The sequence below is a fragment of the Xanthomonas sp. CFBP 7698 genome, from assembly GCF_003600855.1.
Classification (GTDB): domain Bacteria; phylum Pseudomonadota; class Gammaproteobacteria; order Xanthomonadales; family Xanthomonadaceae; genus Xanthomonas; species Xanthomonas cannabis.
Genome location: NZ_PRDN01000002.1, coordinates 1065720 through 1082199, shown reverse-complemented (window position 1 = coordinate 1082199; position 16480 = coordinate 1065720). Strand labels below are relative to the sequence as shown.

Here is a 16480-nt window from a genome sequence, read left to right as displayed (position 1 = left end):
GATTCCCGAATCCCGAATCCCGATTCCCGAATCCCGAATCCCGAATCCCGGCGCTAAAGCGCATCCCGCGTCGGCGCATCGGTCCGCACCACCACATCCAGCGCATCGTGACGCCAGGATTCGATATCCAATTCCACCGCGCGGCCGTCTTCGGCGAAGCTGATGCGTTGCAGTCGAAAACAAGGTGTGCCGGTGGTGGACTGCAGCAGCAGCGCCTGGGTGGCATCCAGGCCGGCCGGATGCATCGACACCTGCGCACGGCTCAGGAACAGCCCCAGTTTCTGGTTGAACACGCTTGACAGCGAGCCGGCCAGATCGTGTTCCAGCAGGCCCGGCGCCCACGCTGCAAGCACCACATTGGTTTCCAGCAGCACCGCGCGGCGGTCGATCCAGCGCCGGCGCTGCAGCACGAAGACATCCTCGTAGGGCGACGCCAGGCGCAGCGCGGCGGCGAAGGCGGCGCCGGCCGGTTGCCGGGTCGCACTGAGCAGCTCGGTACGCGGCTTGCGCCCTTGCGCGGCCACGTACTGCATGAAGCCGGCAATGCTGGTGGGGTCGTAACGCACGCGTGGCGCGCTGACGAACCAACCGCGGCGGTTTTCGCGGTAGATGCGTCCCTGCGCTTCCAGTTGCTGCAGGGCCTCACGCAAGGTGATGCGGGTGCAGCCGAACCGCTCGGCGAGTTCGCGCTCAACCGGCAGGCGCTGGTCAGGGCCCCATTCGCCGGCAGCAATCTGCGCGGAGATGATCTCGGTGATGGCGTGCTGGCGCGAGGCGCTCATGCGGCGTGCCGCCCGGCAAGGAGTTGACGCATCGGTAAGGCAACAGGCTGAAAGTCGTGCATGCGCCGATGGTAAAGAAGAACGCGCCAGCAAACCGCGCCGGACTCAGCGCAGCGCCGCCGGATTCCGGTTCTGTTGGGGTTTCCAGCTGCGCCACCCGTAGACCGCCAGCGCCACGAAGCCGGCGTAGAGCAGGGCAGTGGGGTACAGGCCCTTGCTGACGAAGACGCCGACATACACGCAGTCCAGCACGATCCACAACACCCAGTTGGCGATGCGCTTGCGCGCGGCCCACACGCTGGCGACCAGGCTGAAACTGGCCAGCGCCGCGTCCAGCCAGGGCAGTGCGGCGTCGGTGCGGTGATGCATGTACGCGCCCAACCCCGCAGCGAACGCAGCACCGATGCCCAGCGAGATCCACAGTTCCTGTTGCGGCATCGGCAACGGACGGATACGCGTGTCCATGGCATTGCCACGCTGCCACTGCCACCAGCCATACAGCTGGGTCAGCACGTAGACGCCCTGCAGCAGCATGTCCGAGTACAGCTTCCACTGGTAGAACAGCCACGCGTACAAGGCTACTGCCACGATGCCCACCGGCCAGCACCAGCGGATGCGTCGCGCGGTCAGCCACACGCCCAGCAGGTTGATCACGACAGCGATGGATTCGAGCAACGACATGCAATGCCTGATGGAGAGTGGAGAGCGGGGAGCAGGTGCACCCCGTGCAAACCGTGTTGCAGTCGCAAGTGGATGCTGCGCGACTCCGAGCCTGTATGCGATGGAAACCCAACAGCGTCCTCACCGCCGAGCCCCTGCCTCAAGAGCGGCTGACACAAGCTGGCGCCCGCCCGCCTGGCGGCCGCGCAGGAGTGCTGTCAGCTGCTCTCAGTTGCCGCCATCAGCCAGTGCCTGAAACCCGCCAAAGCACAGCTGATTCCGACGTCCTTCTCCCGCTTGCGGGGGAAGGTGCCCGAAGGGCGGATGGGGGAGGCAGCAGACCTCAAAAATCCACCTGCACCGTCAGCCGCGCCGTACGCGGCGCACCCGGGAACAGATACGCATCGCCCTGGTATTCGCCGGAATCGCGCCAGTAGCGCTTGTCGAACACGTTGTCCACGTTCACCCGCCACGTGGTTGCCAATGTGCCCAGTGTCGTGGCGTAGCGCGCGCCCAGATTGGCCACCGTGTAGGCGGGCACGCTGGCATTGCCAAGGCGGTCGGCGAACTTGCGCCCGCTGTATTGCACGCCGGCCAGCAGCGCCAGCCCATCGACGCCAGGCACGCTGTAGTCGGCCTGCACGCTGGCGCGCAGCTTGGGCACGTTGATGGCCTGATGGCCCTCATACGCTGCAATGTCGGTGTCTTCTGCGCGGGCGCGGATGGCCGCGATGCTGGCGAACAGGCGCAGCTGCTCGGTCGCCGCGCCATCGGCCGACAGCTCCAGGCCGCGGTTATGCAGGCGTCCCTGCTGCACGAACAGCAGGCCACCGTCGGCTTGCGGCTGGGCGAACTGGTAGGCCTGGCGGATGTCGAACAGCGCCGCGCCCAGACGCAGGCCCTGCAGGTCGATCTTGGCGCCGGTTTCCAGCTGATAAGCACTGGTGGGCGGCAGGATCTCGTCGGCATTGTCGGCAAACCACGGCGCGGTGCCGCCGGCGGCCAGGCTCTTGGCGTAGCTGGCATACAGCGACACGTTCTGCTGCGGTTTGAACAACAGCGCCGCCTGCGGCAACACCGCGTCCTTGCGGGTGCGGCGTTCCAGCACGCCGTCGCGATCGAACGCGCGTTCGTCCAGCCGCACGGCGCGCGCGCCCAACGACAGCTCCCACTGCTCACCCAGGCCGATACGGTCGGCCAGCACCAGCGCGCGCTGGCGGCTGTCCAGGCGGCGTTGCCTGGGGTCCAGCGCTACGTCGGTCTGCGCGAAGACCTCCGGGTCGCGGTCGATGCTGCCGCTGCCGACGAATTCGTTGACCGAGCCAAAGCGGTCGATGGTGCGGCGCAGCCAGTCGCCGCCGATGCTCAGGCGATGCTCCAGCGCACCGGTGAGCACGCGGCCTTCCAGGGTGGCGCGCAACTGGTCGTGCACGCGGGTGTCGTCCGGGCTGCGGTAGTCGTAGACGTCGTACTCGCCCTGCGCGCTGAAGAAGTTCGGCGTGGCGATGTCCGCGCAGCTTGCCGCGCCATAGCAGCCCCAGGCGAACGCGGAGAAATCGTTGATCGTCGAGCGGCTGCGCGACGCGTCGACGGTGGCGCGCCAGTCGTCGTTGAACTGATAGGCGTAGCGCAGCTGCGCGTTGAGCGAGCCCATTTCCACCGGGCGTGACCAGGGCTGGTACCCGAGCAGGCGGCGCACGTCGATATCGCGCGGCACCTGCGTGCCGCCGAGCAATTGGTAGCCGGGCACCGAGCGCTGTTGCCGGTGCTGGTATTCCACGTCCAGCTGCAGCAGCGACTGCGGTGTGAGCTTCCAGTCGCCGGCCAGCGACAGAAAATTACGGTAGCCATCCGCATGGTCGACATAGCTGTCGATGTCTTCGCGTGCGGCATTCACGCGCAGGCCCAGGCCGCGCTCGGCACCGAACCAGTCGCCCAGGTCGGCCGCGATATAGCGCGAGCCCTGCTCGTCGGTACCCAGGGTCACGCTGCGCACACGCTCGGGCCGCTTGGTGCGGTAGTCGATCAGCCCGGCCGGTTCGTTGACGCCGGACTGCAGCCCGGCCAGGCCTTTGAGGATCTGTACCTGCTGCTTGTTCTCCAGTGCGATGGATTGCTCGCCCACCGCACTCAGGCCATTGATGCGGTAGCTGTTGGCGGCATTGAGCGAATACCCGCGCACCACGAAGTTTTCGTAATAGCCGATCGGCGCATACGCATCGCCGGCGGAGGCGTCGGCACGTAGCACCTCGCTGAGCACGCGCGCCTGGCGATCGAGCAATTGCGGGCGGTCGATCACCGCGATGGAGGCGGGCGCATCCAGCAGGCGGGTGGCGCCGAAGCCGGTCAGCGCGGTGGCTGCCTCGCTGCGTTGCCCAAGCACGTTGACCGCGTCCAGTTCCACCGCTGCGCTGTCGGGTTGTTGTTGTGCCAGGACGGGTGTGGACAGGCACACCGCCAGGGCAAGCGCGAGCGGGCGGCGGGACAGCAGGCGAGTGGATGCGAAGGACATGGGTAAGGCTCGATGGAAGAAGGGAAACCGCTCAGGGCGAGCGGTGCGCGCGCGCATGCAAATGCGCGAGCAGGGCCTGGCCATCGGCGCTGGAAAACCAGTCCGCATGCCCAAGCAGATAACGGTGATAGGCGATGTCCACGTTGTCGGCGGAGCGCGTGATGCCGGCGAAATAATCGATCTCGCTCAAGGCGAAATCGACATGCACGATCGGCAGCAGTGCGGCCAGGCAACGCAGCTGTGCGGCACCGAGCGGGCAATGCGCTGCGTAGCCATCCAGCAATGCATCCAGCTGCGCCAGCTCGGGCTGCGCGCGTGCGCCGGTGTCCAGGTGCAGCCACGGGATCAGGTTGCGTTCGATGGCCGTGGCCAGATCGAACAGCGCGCTGTTGCGATCGCTCAATCCGAAATCGAAGATCGCACTGACCCTGGTGGCGCCGTGGTCGGTGCTCCAGAGCAGGTTGGACGCGTGCCAATCGCCATGCGTCCACAGCGGCGGCATGGCGCCCGGTGCAGACAGCAAGGGCCAGGCACGTGCATGCCAGGGCAGCACGTGGGTGGCCAGGTCGCGCTGCCAGGAATACCCGTGCAGGGCCGCGGCCAGATGCGGCCGTGTCGGTAGCGCGCGCTGCAGTGCCGGCAGTGGCTCGGCCTGCGCGAACACCTGCAGGTTGGCAACCAGCACGGCGCTGGAACGCGCTGGTGCAGTGAAGCCCCGCGCAGCGCGGTGAAGCTGCGCCAGCGCCGCGCCGGCGGCGTGTGCATGGGCGGTGTCGATGAACGGCGTCCACGACACCGCGTCGCGATACAGGTCGTGCCCGGCACCGGCGCGCTGCACTTCGTAGACCCAGGCGTCGTGGGCAAACGCGGTCTGGCCATCCGCCGCATGCAGCACCTCGACCACCGGCGCCCCGGCCCGGCGCAGATGCGCCATGAACGCGTGCTCCTCGCGCAACGCGGCAACGCTGCGCACGCGGCGATGGTGGCGTTTGACGATCACTGGCCCGGTGGCGGTTTCCACGCGGGCGGCGGCAGAGAACGGGCGCGCACTGTGCCACTGCACGTCCTGCGTACCGCCGAGCGTGGGCAGGCGCTGCAGCACGCGCCGGATTTCCTCCAGGGTCAGCGCCGGCCAGTCGGGCGGCGCCAGCGCCAGGCTCATGCCATGGACCTGATGCGGCGCGTTCACGGCTGCAGGCTCCACGCGCAAGCCATGGGGATATCGGGTGGTATAGACCAACCGGGAAAGGCCGATCCGACGGGCCCGGCGCGTGTGCCGGCATTGCGGACGGCGCTGCCGGGCCGTCGGTGCAGGGCGGGCGCCATCAGGCGGTCGCACTGCATGGAATGAAAGGGCAGCGCGAAACCGGAAGGTCGCTGGCCGTCATCTCTGAGGATCAAGTGGGGGTGCCGCGGACGGCGCCGACGCGGGCCGCGTGGCGGCTGTCGGGCGCGCAGTATGCCTGCTGCTGCGGCATGCCGCCATGCCGGGGCGCCACACGCGATGGCGCGGCGGTGGCCCCGCACCGGATAATGGGCGGATGACTCCAGTCCAGATCGCCGCCGTCGTCGTCACCTACCAGAGCAGCAGCACCATCGATGGCTGCCTGTCGCGGTTGCGCGCGGCCGAGGGCATCAGCGAGATCCGGGTGGTCGACAACGCCTCCAGCGACGACACCCTGGACGTGGTGCAGCGGCACGCGCTGGCCGACGCCCGCGTGCACTTCATCGCCAACCCGGACAACCCCGGCTTTGCCACCGCCTGCAACCAGGGCGCGCGTGACTCGCAGGCGCCCTGGCTGGTGTTCATCAACCCGGATCTGATGGTCGAGTCCGACACCCTGGTGCAGTTGTGCGCGCGCGCGGCCGGGCATGCTGCCGTGCTGCTGGGCGTGGAGCAGGTGGACGAGCAGGGCCGCCCCGACGCCGCAGTGCGCCGCCGCGACCCGGACTTTGCGGCCATGCTGCGCGCGCCGCGTGCCGCCGCCCAGCTGGCGATGCCGGCCGACCCGTCGCAGGCGCTGCAGGCGGTCGATGCAATCTCCGGTGCGCTGATGCTGATGCAGCGCAGCCTGTTCGACCGGCTAGACGGCTGGGACGGCCATTACCGGCTGCATGCCGAGGATCTGGACCTGTGCCGGCGTGCCCGTCAGGCGGGTGCGCTGGTCGCGGTGGCCAACGATCTGCAGGTGGTGCACGTGCGCGGCGTCTCCAGCCGAGCCCGCCCGTACTTCGTTGAATGGCATAAACACCGCGGTCTGTGGCGCTATTTCCGCAAGTTCGAAGCCGCCCAGCGCGGCCCGCTGACCCGGGTCGGCGTGTGGCTGGCGATCTGGGCGCATGCGGCCGCGCAACTGCCGCGGTTGGTGCGTCGGGCATGACGCGCGGCCCGTTAAATTAGTGATAAATCCGTGATGGGGAGCCGGTCGTAACTGTGATACGTTGCGTGGCGAAGTGTGATCCAGTCAGTGCTTCCTGTCCCTAACGGGTCCCCCATCAGGAAACGTACAAATGTCCTTACAGATCGACCCGCGCTCGCGGGTACGTCAGTCGTGCCTTATCCCCCTACAGTCCAGTCCGGTTGCCCGGTCGTCGGCCTCTTTTCGTTCCCTCGGCCGCAAGCCGCTGGCTGCGCTGTCGGCGCTGGCGCTGGGCTGCACGCTGGCGGCATTGCCGGGCGCTGCGCTTGCCGGTGCCTGGACGCAACCGCAGGGCGACACGCTGGTGATCGTCAAGGCGCTGCATAGCGATGGCCGCGGGTGGTTCGACGACAGCCATCACCGCACGACCTTCGGTGACGGCCAGCAATTCGACGGAAACGGGCGTAGCCGCCAGGACCAGCTGAATGTCTACGTCGAGCACGGGCTGACCGACAGGCTCAGCGTCATCGGCAATTTTTATTTCAGCGATGTCGGTTTCAGCAGCCATGACAGTGGCCGCGGCCGCCAGCAGACCAGCACCACCGGGTTTGCCGATCAGGAAATCGGCCTGCGCTATGCGTTGCCGAGCGCGCCGGACGATGTCTGGCGCAGTTCGGTGCAGGGGCTGGTCAGCATCCCGGCGTATGGCCGCAGCAAGACCTACCACCCGAACAATCCCCAGGCGAACACCGATCCTGCGCTGGGTTTGGGCGATTACGGGCTGGAGCTGCGTTACAGCCGTGGCCGCGGGTACACGCTGGGCGGACGCAACGGCTATGTCGATCTGGGTGGCGCGGTGCGCCTGCGCGGCAGTGCGGCCTCCGATGAGGTGCGCGTGGATGCCTCCACCGGTCTGAGCCTGACCCCGAGCTGGTTGCTGCTCGGCGAGCTCAACGTCATCCAGGGGCTGGGCAACGGGCGTAACAACTTCGATGTCGCAGGCTCTGCGGGCGGCGTGGGTTTCGTCGCCACCGGCACCAACTACGACCTGACCAAGCTGCAGCTGTCCACGCTGTACACCGCCCCGGGCGGCAGTCAGTGGCAGCTGGGCTATCAGCAGCCGGTGATGGGGCGCAACACTGCTGCCGCAGGCGGGCCGTTCGTGGCCGCCTGGTGGCGTTTCTGAGGACGCCACGCCCATGACGGTCAGCTGCGAGAGCGAGGCGCTGGGACGGGTGCCGGATATCGGCCGCGAACGCGGCCTGCTGGGGCGTGCGCTGGTGTCGGCGGGCGTCATCACCGACGAACAACTGCGCGCGGCGCTGGCGTTGCAGCAGCGCTGGAACTCGCGCCTGGGCGATGTGATCCTGGCCCAGCGCGGGGTGCCTGCGCAGCGCTTCTACGCCATCGTCGCCGCGCACTTCGGGCTGGAATTCATCGACCTGGTGCAGCAACCGCCGGATCCGGCGCTGCTCACTGCCGGCGATCTGGACAGTTACGCCCAGCGCCTGCTGCTGCCCTGGCGGCGCGAGGACGGCGTGCTGGTGTTGGCCGTGGCCGACCCCGACCCGGCGCTGTTCGCCTGGGCGCGCGCGCACTACGGCGAAGACGTGCGCTTTGTCGGCACCGCCAAGTTCGACATCATCTGGAGCCTGCAGCGCCACGCCGACGAGCAGCTCACCGACAACGCGCTGAACCTGCTGGCCGCGCATGCGCCGACCTACTCGGCACGCCAGGTGGTGACGCGCGGGCAGAAGCACACGCTGTGGGCGATTGCCGCAGCGTTGCTGATCGCGATGGTGGTGTTTCCGGTGCCGGCCCTGATCGCCATCAACGTGCTGGTGGCGCTGGGCTTTCTGGCGACCTTCGGTTTGAAGCTGCTGCTGGTGTGGTTCGGCTCGCGCCACCGCATCGACATCAAGGTCACCGAAGACGAAGTGGCCGCGCTGCGCGACGACGACCTGCCGGTCTACACCGTGCTGGTGCCGATGTACAAGGAACCGGAAGTCCTGCCGATCCTGGCCAATGCGCTGCGCAAGCTGGATTACCCGATCAGCAAGCTCGACGTGAAACTGGTGCTGGAAGCCGACGACTTCGAGACCATCGAAGCGGCCAAGAAGCTCGGCCTGGAGGCGTTCTTCGAAATCATCCGGGTGCCGCCCTCGCAACCCAAGACCAAGCCCAAGGCCTGCAACTACGCGCTGCATTTTGCACGCGGCGAACTGCTCACCATCTACGACGCCGAAGATAAGCCCGAGCCGGATCAGCTCAAGCGCGTGGTGGCGGCCTTCCGCAAGGCCGAGAAGGACGTGGTGTGCATCCAGGCGCGGCTGAACTACTACAACGCCGACGAAAACTGGCTGACGCGGATGTTCACGCTGGAGTACACGCTCTGGTTCGACTTCTACCTGCCGGCGCTGGAATACCTGCGCATCCCGATTCCATTGGGCGGCACCTCCAATCACTTCCGTCTGGATGTGTTGCGCCAGGTGCGTGCGTGGGACCCGTACAACGTCACCGAAGACGCCGACCTGGGCGTGCGGCTGATCCAGAACGGCTACCGCGTCAACGTGGTGAACTCCACCACGTTCGAAGAGGCCAACGTCAGCATTCCCAACTGGATCCGGCAGCGTTCGCGTTGGCTCAAGGGCTACATGCAGACCTGGCTGGTGCACATGCGCGACCCGGTGCATCTGTATCGCAGCACCGGGTTCAAGGGGTTTTGGGGATTCCAGTTTTTCATCGGTGGCGGTTTTTTCACCGCACTGGGCGTGCCGGTACTGTGGACGCTGTATGCGGTGTGGCTGCTCACCGGCACCAGCATGTTCGAGCGCTTCTTCCCGCCGTGGCTTGGCGCGGTATCGCTGGTCAATCTGCTGCTGGCCAACGCGTTCTTCATCTACATCACGCTGGTGGCGGCGTTCAAACGCGACTACTTCAAGTTGGCCCCGTACGCGTTGACGGTGCCGTTCTACTGGGCATTGCAGTCGATCGCCGCCTACAAGGGGCTCTGGCAGCTGATCCACAATCCGTTCTACTGGGAGAAGACCACGCATGGCATCAGCAAGCATTCGGAAAACGAGCGCCGCGCCGCACTCGAAGAGTGAGCCGGGTGTCGCGCGTCGCGACAGCGGCCTGCCCGCGTTCCTGGTGGCGGTGGTGGCGCTGTCGTTGCTGAGCCAGCCGTTGCTGGTGCAGTCGATGGGCGGTGCCGCGCCGGTGAGTGCGCCGGGCGTCGGGTTGCCGGCGTCCGGCGTGCTTGCCTGGGCGGTCGATCTTGCGTTGCACCACTGGCAGCTGCCATTGCAGATCTGGCCGTTCCTGGCGGTCGCCGCCAACGCGTTGTTCCTGTCGCTGCTGTGGCGCGATCTGGCCGGCGTGTTCGGGCGTGGCTGGGCCAGCGGTCTGATCCTGCTGGTGGGCTGCAACCCGCTGTTCCTGCTGCCGATCGCGGCGGGCGGCAGCCAGGCGGTGGGCCTGCTGGCGTTCTACGGCCTGTGCCGCACGCTGCGCCGCCTGCAGACGCCGGTGGAAGCGTTCACCTACCTGCGCATCGCCGGGTGGCTGTGCATCCTGCTGTGTCTGGATCTGCAGACCCTGGCGTTGTCGACGATGGTGGCGCCGTGGCTGTTGCTGGTGATGCCGCCGCAGATGCTGCGCAAGGCGCCCGGCTCGTTCTATCTGGTGTGCTATCTGCCGTTCGTGTTTCTGGTCGGCATGTGGGCCTACGTCAATCTGACCGTGTTCAATGCGCCGTGGCCGACGCTGTCGAGCATCGGCCAGGCTGCACATCCGCTGCCATTGCCGCTGGCCGCCCAGGCGCAGGACTGGTTGCCGGCCGTGCGTTGGGGCGTGGCCGCAGTGGTCTGCTTCCCGGTGCTGGCGCTGGTGGTGCGCACGCGCAGTGGTGCCCTGGCCCGCGGCGTCATCGCCAGCGCCGGCACGGTGATCTGCGCGGCGGCGTTGTCGTTTGCGTTCGGCTGGGCCGGGTTCGACGCCTTGTTGTTGCTGTGGGTGCCGGCAGCGTTGTTGCTGCGCGCGCTGCAGGCCGACCAGCGCACCCAGGCAGCCGGTTTGTTGCTGCTTGGTCTGGTAGGTGCGGCCTGGGTGCAGCCGCCGGGCTGGGGCAGCTGGCTGCGTGCCGCGCCTGCCGACGAGCAGTCGCTGCTGCAGGGCGAGGCGGTCGTCATCGCCGCGCCGGTATCGCTGCCGGTCAAGCCCACAGCGACGCCGTCGGCAGCCGTGCCTGCAACGCCGCAGCTAGGGGACGATGCCGTGCTCACCGCGGTAGCCTCACCGGTGGCGAGCGCACCGGCGGGGCTGGCGGGCCCTGCCACGGCGACGGTGGCGCAGCCGCAAACCGGCAATGCAAGTGTGCAGGGCAGCACATGCGTGCAGGGCACGACAGGGTCGACCACCGAGGCGTCTGTGGCATGTTCAAGCGCGTTCTGACGCTCGTGGCGGTGCTGGCGGTGTGCCTGCTTGCCAACGGCTGCAATGCAGCCGCGCCGATGTGGATGGGCGCCAATGTCAAGGTGTCGGCCAATGCGCCGTGGCAGAGCGCCGCCGCCGCGCAATCGCTGGATGCGTTGGCCGGCACCGGTGCCAGCAAGGCGTTGCTGGTGGCCTTCGTGTGGCAGGCGACGCCGCATTCCAGTGACCCGGTCCTGGGCAGCGACAGCAGCCTGGAGGCCATGCGCGCTGCGTTGCGGCAGAGCCAGCGTTCCGGTTTGCAGCCCACGCTCAAGGTGCATGTCTGGATACCCGGCCACTGGGCCGGCGAGGTGGCGCCCGGCGATCAGGCCGCCTGGTTTGCGGCGTATCAACGGGCGCTGCTGCCGCTGGCGCAATTGGCCGAAGACGAACACGCCGAGGCGCTGGTGGTCGGCACCGAACTGCGCAAGCTGCAGGAGGCGCCTCACTGGCCCGAGCTGGTGGCCGCGGTACGCAAGGTCTACCACGGCAAGCTGCTCTACGTGGCCGATGGCATGGAGCATGCGGAGAGCTTCCGTTACTGGTCGCTGTTCGATGCGGTCGGCACCAGCCTGTATCCGCGCCTGTCCGAGGCGGGCGATGCCCGCACGGCAGAAATGAACGCCGCCGCGCAGCGCCTGCAGCAGCTGGGCCAGCGCGTCGGCAAGCCGGTGTGGGTGGCCGAGCTGGGCCTGCGCTCGGCACGTGGCAGCCTGGCCGCACCCTGGGAAAGCCCGGAGCAACGTGCCGCCGCAGTGGACACGCAGCTGCAGCTGCAGGTGCTGCAGCAATGGCGCAAGGTGCTGCAGGCGCATGGCATCGACGGGATTGCGCTGTGGTGCTGGTACACCGACCCCAAGGCCGGCGGCCCGGGCGACAGCGACTTCACCGTGCAAGGCAAGCCGGCCCAGCAGGTGCTGGCGCGCTGAGGCGACCAGCTGCGCCTGCGGACGGCGTGCGCGGCGGTGGATCGAGTGGGAGGCTTGGCGCGCAGCTGCCTGCGGCAGCGGCGGCAACGGCCGATGGTCGGCACGCTGGGCGGGGCGCGTGCGCGTGGCAGCCGGCGCGTTGGAGGCCCTGCACGTCCCGCCAGCGCCGCTGCGGGCATAATCCGGCGGCATGATCATCCATTCGCTGCTCGACACCGACCTGTACAAATTCACCATGATGCAGGCGGTGCTGCATCAGCACCCGGCCGCGCAGGTGGAGTACCGCTTCAAGTGCCGCACCCCTGGCGTGAACCTGGCGCGGTTCATCGATGAGATATCGCGCGAGATCGATGCGCTGTGCCGGCTGCGCCTGCGCGAGGATGAAGTGGATTACCTGCGCAGCCTGCGCTTCATCAAGCCGGACTTTGCCGACTTCCTGGTGCTGTTCCATCTGGACCGCAAGTACCTGCAGCTGTCGGCATCGACCACCCATCCGGGCGAGATCGAGCTGACCATCCGTGGCCCGTGGCTGCACACCATCCTGTTCGAAGTACCGCTGCTGGCGATCATCAACGAGGTGTGGTTTCGCAACACGTCCGAGCCGGATTTCGAGGAAGGCCGCAGCCGCCTGCGCGCCAAGGTCAGCAGCCTGCGCAGCATGCCGGCCGGCTGCAAGATCGCCGATTACGGCACCCGGCGGCGTTATTCGCGGCACTGGCACGGCGAGCTGCTGCCGCTGCTGCGCGATGGCCTGGGCGAGCAGTTCGTGGGTACCAGCAACGTGTATTTCGCCAAGCACTACGGGTTGACCCCGCTGGGCACGATGGCGCACGAATACCTGCAGGCATTTCAGGCGCTGGGGCCGCGGCTGCGCGATTCGCAGGTCGCGGCGCTGGAGTCCTGGGCGCGCGAATACCGCGGCGACCTGGGCATTGCGTTGTCGGATGTGGTGGGGCTGGATGCGTTCCTGCGCGATTTCGACCTGTACTTCTGCAAGCTGTTCGACGGCATGCGCCACGATTCCGGCGACCCGTTCGAATGGGGCGAGCGGGTGATCGCGCACCTGGAGGCGCACCGCATCGATCCCCGGACCAAGGTGCTGGTGTTCAGCGACGGCCTCAATATCGACAAGGTGATGCAGCTGTACCAGCACTTCCACACGCGCTGCCGGCTGGCCTTCGGGGTGGGCACCAGCCTGACCAACGACCTGGGGCCGACCCCGCTGCAGATCGTGATCAAGATGGTCCGCTGCAACGGCCAACCGGTGGCCAAACTCAGCGACTCGCCCGGCAAGAGCATGTGCGAGGACGTCGGCTACCTGCGCTACCTGCGTGATGTGTTCGGCCTGCCGCCAATGCCGGGCGACAGTGGCACTGCGCGTCAATAGGTGACGCCCGCCGGCAGGCAGAACGGTGGACAAGCCACCCTGGTGTAGGGGAATCGCCAGAAAAAATGAGAACCCCATCGCGCTTGCACGTTGGCTGACGTTAACATTGGCATCACGCCGCCATCACATTTGATGCGGCGGTCGCTTCTGACGTCCCACCTTGCGAAGTCCGTTGATGCCCGCACTCGACCCGTTATCGCTGTACCGCGCGCGTCGCTGCTCCCGGCAGTGGCTGGGCTTCGTCCGCGCCATGGCCGAGGAGTTCGGCGCCGAGTTGCCCGAGCACGATCTGGCCACGTTGATGGCGCGGATCGGCCGTCGGTTTGCGCGCGAGCACAGGCTGGCGCCCTGCAACGCGCTGGCCGAGGTGCAACAGGCCGCCAACGCGATCTGGGACGGCTGCGACTGGGGCCAGTGCGCGATGGACGAGCACGCCGACCATGTACAGATCCGGCACGGCGGTGCGCCGCTGGGCGTGGCGCTGGATGGCGCCGCCTGGAGCGACGGATTCCTGCAGGGCGTCTACGAAGGCTGGTTCCAGCAACTGGGGATGCTGGCGGGCCTGTCCGTACAGGCCGTGCCGGGAGAGAGCGTCGACCTGCGCCTGTTGGTGCTGGCGCGGACGCCATGAACAGCGGTCATCGGACAAGGAGAATGTGATGGCGCCAAAGAACACCAGAAACACACCGGGACACGACGATGTGTCCGGCCTGTTCGCACGTCTGGGGACGCAGGCGAGTCAGGGGTACCAGGATTTCGCCTATCCCCAGTTGCCGCCGCGCAAACCCGGCGGCCTGCCTGCCGGCGCGCCGGTCGCTGGCGCAGCGGTGCCGGATGCGACCGACGCGGTGGCGCCGCCCGCGCCAGCATCGCCAGCTGTACCGGTAGCCGGCACGCCACCTGCTGCGCCGCCGTCACCGGTGCTGCAAGCAGCTGCGGCGGCGGAACAGACCGCAAGCCTGCAGCGCAGCGATGCGCTGGCACCGTTACGCAAGCTGCGCCAGCTCGACGAGCCCGGCCCGCGGGGCCTGCCATCGCCGTCGCGGCCTGCGCAGACGCCACTGGAGCAGCTGTTTCAGCGCCTGCTGCAGGCCGACGCCCGCAGCAACGCGCACAGCCCGCTCAAGCGCCTGCGTTCGCGTTGATGCCTGCCCACCCGTAACGCCCGGCACGCGTAGCGCGCGTATCCCGGTGCCGTACCGCACGTCTGCCATGTTTTTCAGGATTGCCCGATGACCGTTGCCCACCGTCGTTCCGTCTCGCCGCTGCCCACGCTGGCAACCTGGGCGCTGTGGCTGCTGGGCGCGCTGCTGCTGGTCTTCGTGGTGGCCGTGCCGATGGACGTCACCCAGCAGCTGGTGTTCTCCGGCGTGCTGTTCGCCGTGGCGCTGGCGGTGCGCAAGCGCGGCGGGCGCGTGGTGGTCCTGATGATGATGGGCATGTCGCTGGCAGTGTCGTGCCGCTACATCTGGTGGCGCATGACCCAGACCATGGGCCTGGGCAGTGCAGGGGATTTCATCCTCGGGCTGGGCCTGCTCGGCGCCGAGCTGTATGCCTTCGTGATCCTGGTGCTGGGTTACTTCCAGGTGCTGTGGCCGCTCGATCGCAAGCCGGTGCCGCTGCCGGCCGACCAGCGCCTGTGGCCGAGCGTGGATGTCTTCATTCCCACCTACAACGAGCCGCTGTCGGTGGTGCGCACCACGGTGTTGGCCGCCAGCGTGATCGATTGGCCGGCCGGCAAGATCACCATCCATCTGCTCGACGACGGCCGCCGCGACGCGTTCCGCGAGTTCTGCGCCGAGGTCGGCATCAACTACGTCACCCGTACCAACAACGCGCATGCCAAGGCCGGCAACATCAATGCCGCGTTGAAGAAATGCAGCGGCGAATATGTGGCCATCTTCGACTGCGACCACATTCCCACCCGCAGTTTTCTGCAGGTGGCGATGGGCTGGTTCCTGCGCGACACCGGGCTGGCACTGGTGCAGATGCCGCACTATTTCTTCTCGCCGGATCCGTTCGAACGCAACCTCGACACGCATGGCAAGGTGCCCAACGAGGGCGAGCTGTTCTACGGGTTGCTGCAGGATGGCAACGACCAGTGGAATGCCACGTTCTTCTGCGGTTCGTGCGCGGTGATCAAGCGCAGCGCACTGGAAGAAGTGGGTGGGGTGGCGGTGGAAACCGTCACCGAAGATGCGCACACCGCGCTCAAGCTGCAGCGCCGCGGCTATCGCACCGCGTATCTGGCGGTGCCGCAGGCCGCAGGTCTGGCAACGGAGAGCCTGTCCGGGCATGTGGCGCAGCGCATCCGCTGGGCGCGCGGCATGGCGCAGATTGCGCGCATCGACAATCCCTTGCTGGGGCGCGGGCTCAAGCTGTCGCAGCGGTTGTGCTATCTCAACGCGATGCTGCATTTTTTCTACGGGCTGCCGCGCATCATCTATCTCACGGCGCCGCTGGCCTATCTGTTCTTCGGTGCGCACGTGATCCAGGCGTCGGCGCTGATGATCCTGGCCTACGCGTTGCCGCACCTTCTGCAGGCCAACCTGACCAACCTGCGCGTGCAGAGCCGCTTTCGGCACCTGCTGTGGAACGAGGTCTACGAGACCACGCTGGCCTGGTACATCTTCCGCCCGACGCTGGTGGCCTTGCTCAATCCCAAGCTGGGCAAGTTCAACGTCACCCCCAAGGGTGGGCTGGTGGCGCGCGGTTATTTCGATGCGCAGATCGCCAAGCCCTATCTGTTCCTGCTGCTGCTCAACCTGGCCGGTGTGGTGGCCGGCGTGCTGCGTCTGGTGTATGTCGGCGGCAGCGGCGAGCAGCAGACCATCTGGTTCAACCTGGCCTGGACGCTCTACAACATGGTGCTGCTGGGCGCCACGATCGCCACCGCCAGCGAGACCCGCCAGGTGCGCAGCGCGCATCGAGTGCCGTTGGATATCCCGGTCACCCTGTATCTGCCCGACGGCAGCGTGTTGCCGAGCCGTTCGGTGAATTTTTCCACCGGCGGCATGGCGATCAAGCTCGCGCAGCCGCAGCCGATCGAGCCCGGGTCGGCGGTGCAGATTGGCCTCAGTCACCGCGGTGTAGAGCAGACCTTGCCGGCGGTGGTGCGCCAGGACCGCGACGGCCAGGTCAGCATCCAGTTCACCGCGATGTCGATGGAACAGGAACGCTGGCTGGTGGCATCGACCTTTGCGCGCGCCGACATCTGGCTGTCGCAATGGGGCCAGCACGACCGCGATTCGTTCTGGCGTTCGATGGGCCAGGTGCTGGCCGCCAGTGCGCGCGGGTTCGGGCGCCTGGGCCGGCATATGGCCGACAGCGCACGCCAGGGCTTCCGCCCGGCACGTGCTGTGGATCTGGAGTCGTGA

13 protein-coding genes are annotated in these 16480 nt (G+C 67.4%); 9 read left to right on the top strand and 4 right to left on the bottom strand.

Annotation, left to right across the window (positions count from 1 at the left end):
- Window positions 1-53: 53 nt before the first annotated feature.
- The 4 genes from XnspCFBP7698_RS12785 to XnspCFBP7698_RS12770 all read right to left on the bottom strand — a co-directional run bounded on the left by XnspCFBP7698_RS12785 (window position 54) and on the right by XnspCFBP7698_RS12770 (window position 5143).
- On the bottom strand, window positions 54-782 hold the full coding sequence (locus tag XnspCFBP7698_RS12785; RefSeq protein WP_123137447.1) for a UTRA domain-containing protein: 729 nt from the start codon (window positions 780-782) through the stop codon (window positions 54-56).
- Window positions 783-887: 105 nt separating this feature from the next.
- Window positions 888-1463 carry a nicotinamide riboside transporter PnuC gene (gene pnuC, locus XnspCFBP7698_RS12780; RefSeq protein ID WP_123137446.1) on the bottom strand — a complete coding sequence of 192 codons (576 nt, stop codon included), beginning with the start codon at window positions 1461-1463 and terminating at the stop codon, window positions 888-890.
- Between the two features lie 322 nt (window positions 1464-1785).
- Entirely contained in the window at window positions 1786-3954 is a 2169-nt protein-coding gene (locus XnspCFBP7698_RS12775) for a TonB-dependent receptor (protein WP_123137445.1), read from the bottom strand.
- Window positions 3955-3985: 31 nt separating this feature from the next.
- Window positions 3986-5143 (bottom strand): phosphotransferase, encoded by a 1158-nt coding sequence (locus XnspCFBP7698_RS12770; protein WP_123137487.1) that lies wholly within the window; start codon window positions 5141-5143, stop codon window positions 3986-3988.
- A gap of 352 nt (window positions 5144-5495) precedes the next feature.
- Here XnspCFBP7698_RS12770 and XnspCFBP7698_RS12765 point away from each other — a divergent pair, with 352 nt between their 5' ends.
- The 9 genes from XnspCFBP7698_RS12765 to bcsA all read left to right on the top strand — a co-directional run bounded on the left by XnspCFBP7698_RS12765 (window position 5496) and on the right by bcsA (window position 16480).
- Window positions 5496-6335: a glycosyltransferase family 2 protein gene (locus XnspCFBP7698_RS12765; RefSeq protein ID WP_047697682.1), complete on the top strand. Its 840-nt coding sequence runs from the start codon at window positions 5496-5498 to the stop codon at window positions 6333-6335.
- A gap of 130 nt (window positions 6336-6465) precedes the next feature.
- Window positions 6466-7500 (top strand): hypothetical protein, encoded by a 1035-nt coding sequence (locus XnspCFBP7698_RS12760; protein WP_199680146.1) that lies wholly within the window; start codon window positions 6466-6468, stop codon window positions 7498-7500.
- A 13-nt stretch (window positions 7501-7513) separates the two neighbouring features.
- Window positions 7514-9421 carry a glycosyltransferase family 2 protein gene (locus XnspCFBP7698_RS12755; protein ID WP_047697679.1) on the top strand — a complete coding sequence of 636 codons (1908 nt, stop codon included), beginning with the start codon at window positions 7514-7516 and terminating at the stop codon, window positions 9419-9421.
- Between the two features lie 49 nt (window positions 9422-9470).
- Window positions 9471-10766, top strand: coding sequence for a hypothetical protein (locus tag XnspCFBP7698_RS12750; RefSeq protein WP_199680169.1), 1296 nt, complete (start codon window positions 9471-9473; stop codon window positions 10764-10766).
- Window positions 10748-11716 carry a hypothetical protein gene (locus tag XnspCFBP7698_RS12745; protein ID WP_047697677.1) on the top strand — a complete coding sequence of 323 codons (969 nt, stop codon included), beginning with the start codon at window positions 10748-10750 and terminating at the stop codon, window positions 11714-11716. Before XnspCFBP7698_RS12750 ends, XnspCFBP7698_RS12745 begins: the two co-directional genes overlap by 19 nt.
- 190 nt (window positions 11717-11906) lie before the next feature.
- Window positions 11907-13103, top strand: coding sequence for a nicotinate phosphoribosyltransferase (gene pncB, locus XnspCFBP7698_RS12740; RefSeq protein ID WP_047697676.1), 1197 nt, complete (start codon window positions 11907-11909; stop codon window positions 13101-13103).
- A gap of 175 nt (window positions 13104-13278) precedes the next feature.
- Window positions 13279-13734, top strand: a complete 456-nt coding sequence (locus XnspCFBP7698_RS12735) for a hypothetical protein (protein WP_047697674.1) — start codon at window positions 13279-13281, stop codon at window positions 13732-13734.
- 28 nt (window positions 13735-13762) lie between these two features.
- Window positions 13763-14248: a hypothetical protein gene (locus tag XnspCFBP7698_RS12730; RefSeq protein ID WP_047697673.1), complete on the top strand. Its 486-nt coding sequence runs from the start codon at window positions 13763-13765 to the stop codon at window positions 14246-14248.
- A gap of 87 nt (window positions 14249-14335) precedes the next feature.
- Window positions 14336-16480 (top strand): UDP-forming cellulose synthase catalytic subunit, encoded by a 2145-nt coding sequence (bcsA, locus tag XnspCFBP7698_RS12725; RefSeq protein ID WP_047697671.1) that lies wholly within the window; start codon window positions 14336-14338, stop codon window positions 16478-16480.

Coding starts and splice junctions, on each gene's coding strand:
- XnspCFBP7698_RS12785 (WP_123137447.1), bottom strand. CDS start 782: ATGAGCGCCTCGCGCCAGCACGCCATCACCGAGATCATCTCCGCGCAG.
- pnuC (WP_123137446.1), bottom strand. CDS start 1,463: ATGTCGTTGCTCGAATCCATCGCTGTCGTGATCAACCTGCTGGGCGTG.
- XnspCFBP7698_RS12775 (WP_123137445.1), bottom strand. CDS start 3,954: ATGTCCTTCGCATCCACTCGCCTGCTGTCCCGCCGCCCGCTCGCGCTT.
- XnspCFBP7698_RS12765 (WP_047697682.1), top strand. CDS start 5,496: ATGACTCCAGTCCAGATCGCCGCCGTCGTCGTCACCTACCAGAGCAGC.
- XnspCFBP7698_RS12760 (WP_199680146.1), top strand. CDS start 6,466: ATGTCCTTACAGATCGACCCGCGCTCGCGGGTACGTCAGTCGTGCCTT.
- XnspCFBP7698_RS12755 (WP_047697679.1), top strand. CDS start 7,514: ATGACGGTCAGCTGCGAGAGCGAGGCGCTGGGACGGGTGCCGGATATC.
- XnspCFBP7698_RS12745 (WP_047697677.1), top strand. CDS start 10,748: ATGTTCAAGCGCGTTCTGACGCTCGTGGCGGTGCTGGCGGTGTGCCTG.
- pncB (WP_047697676.1), top strand. CDS start 11,907: ATGATCATCCATTCGCTGCTCGACACCGACCTGTACAAATTCACCATG.
- XnspCFBP7698_RS12735 (WP_047697674.1), top strand. CDS start 13,279: ATGCCCGCACTCGACCCGTTATCGCTGTACCGCGCGCGTCGCTGCTCC.
- XnspCFBP7698_RS12730 (WP_047697673.1), top strand. CDS start 13,763: ATGGCGCCAAAGAACACCAGAAACACACCGGGACACGACGATGTGTCC.
- bcsA (WP_047697671.1), top strand. CDS start 14,336: ATGACCGTTGCCCACCGTCGTTCCGTCTCGCCGCTGCCCACGCTGGCA.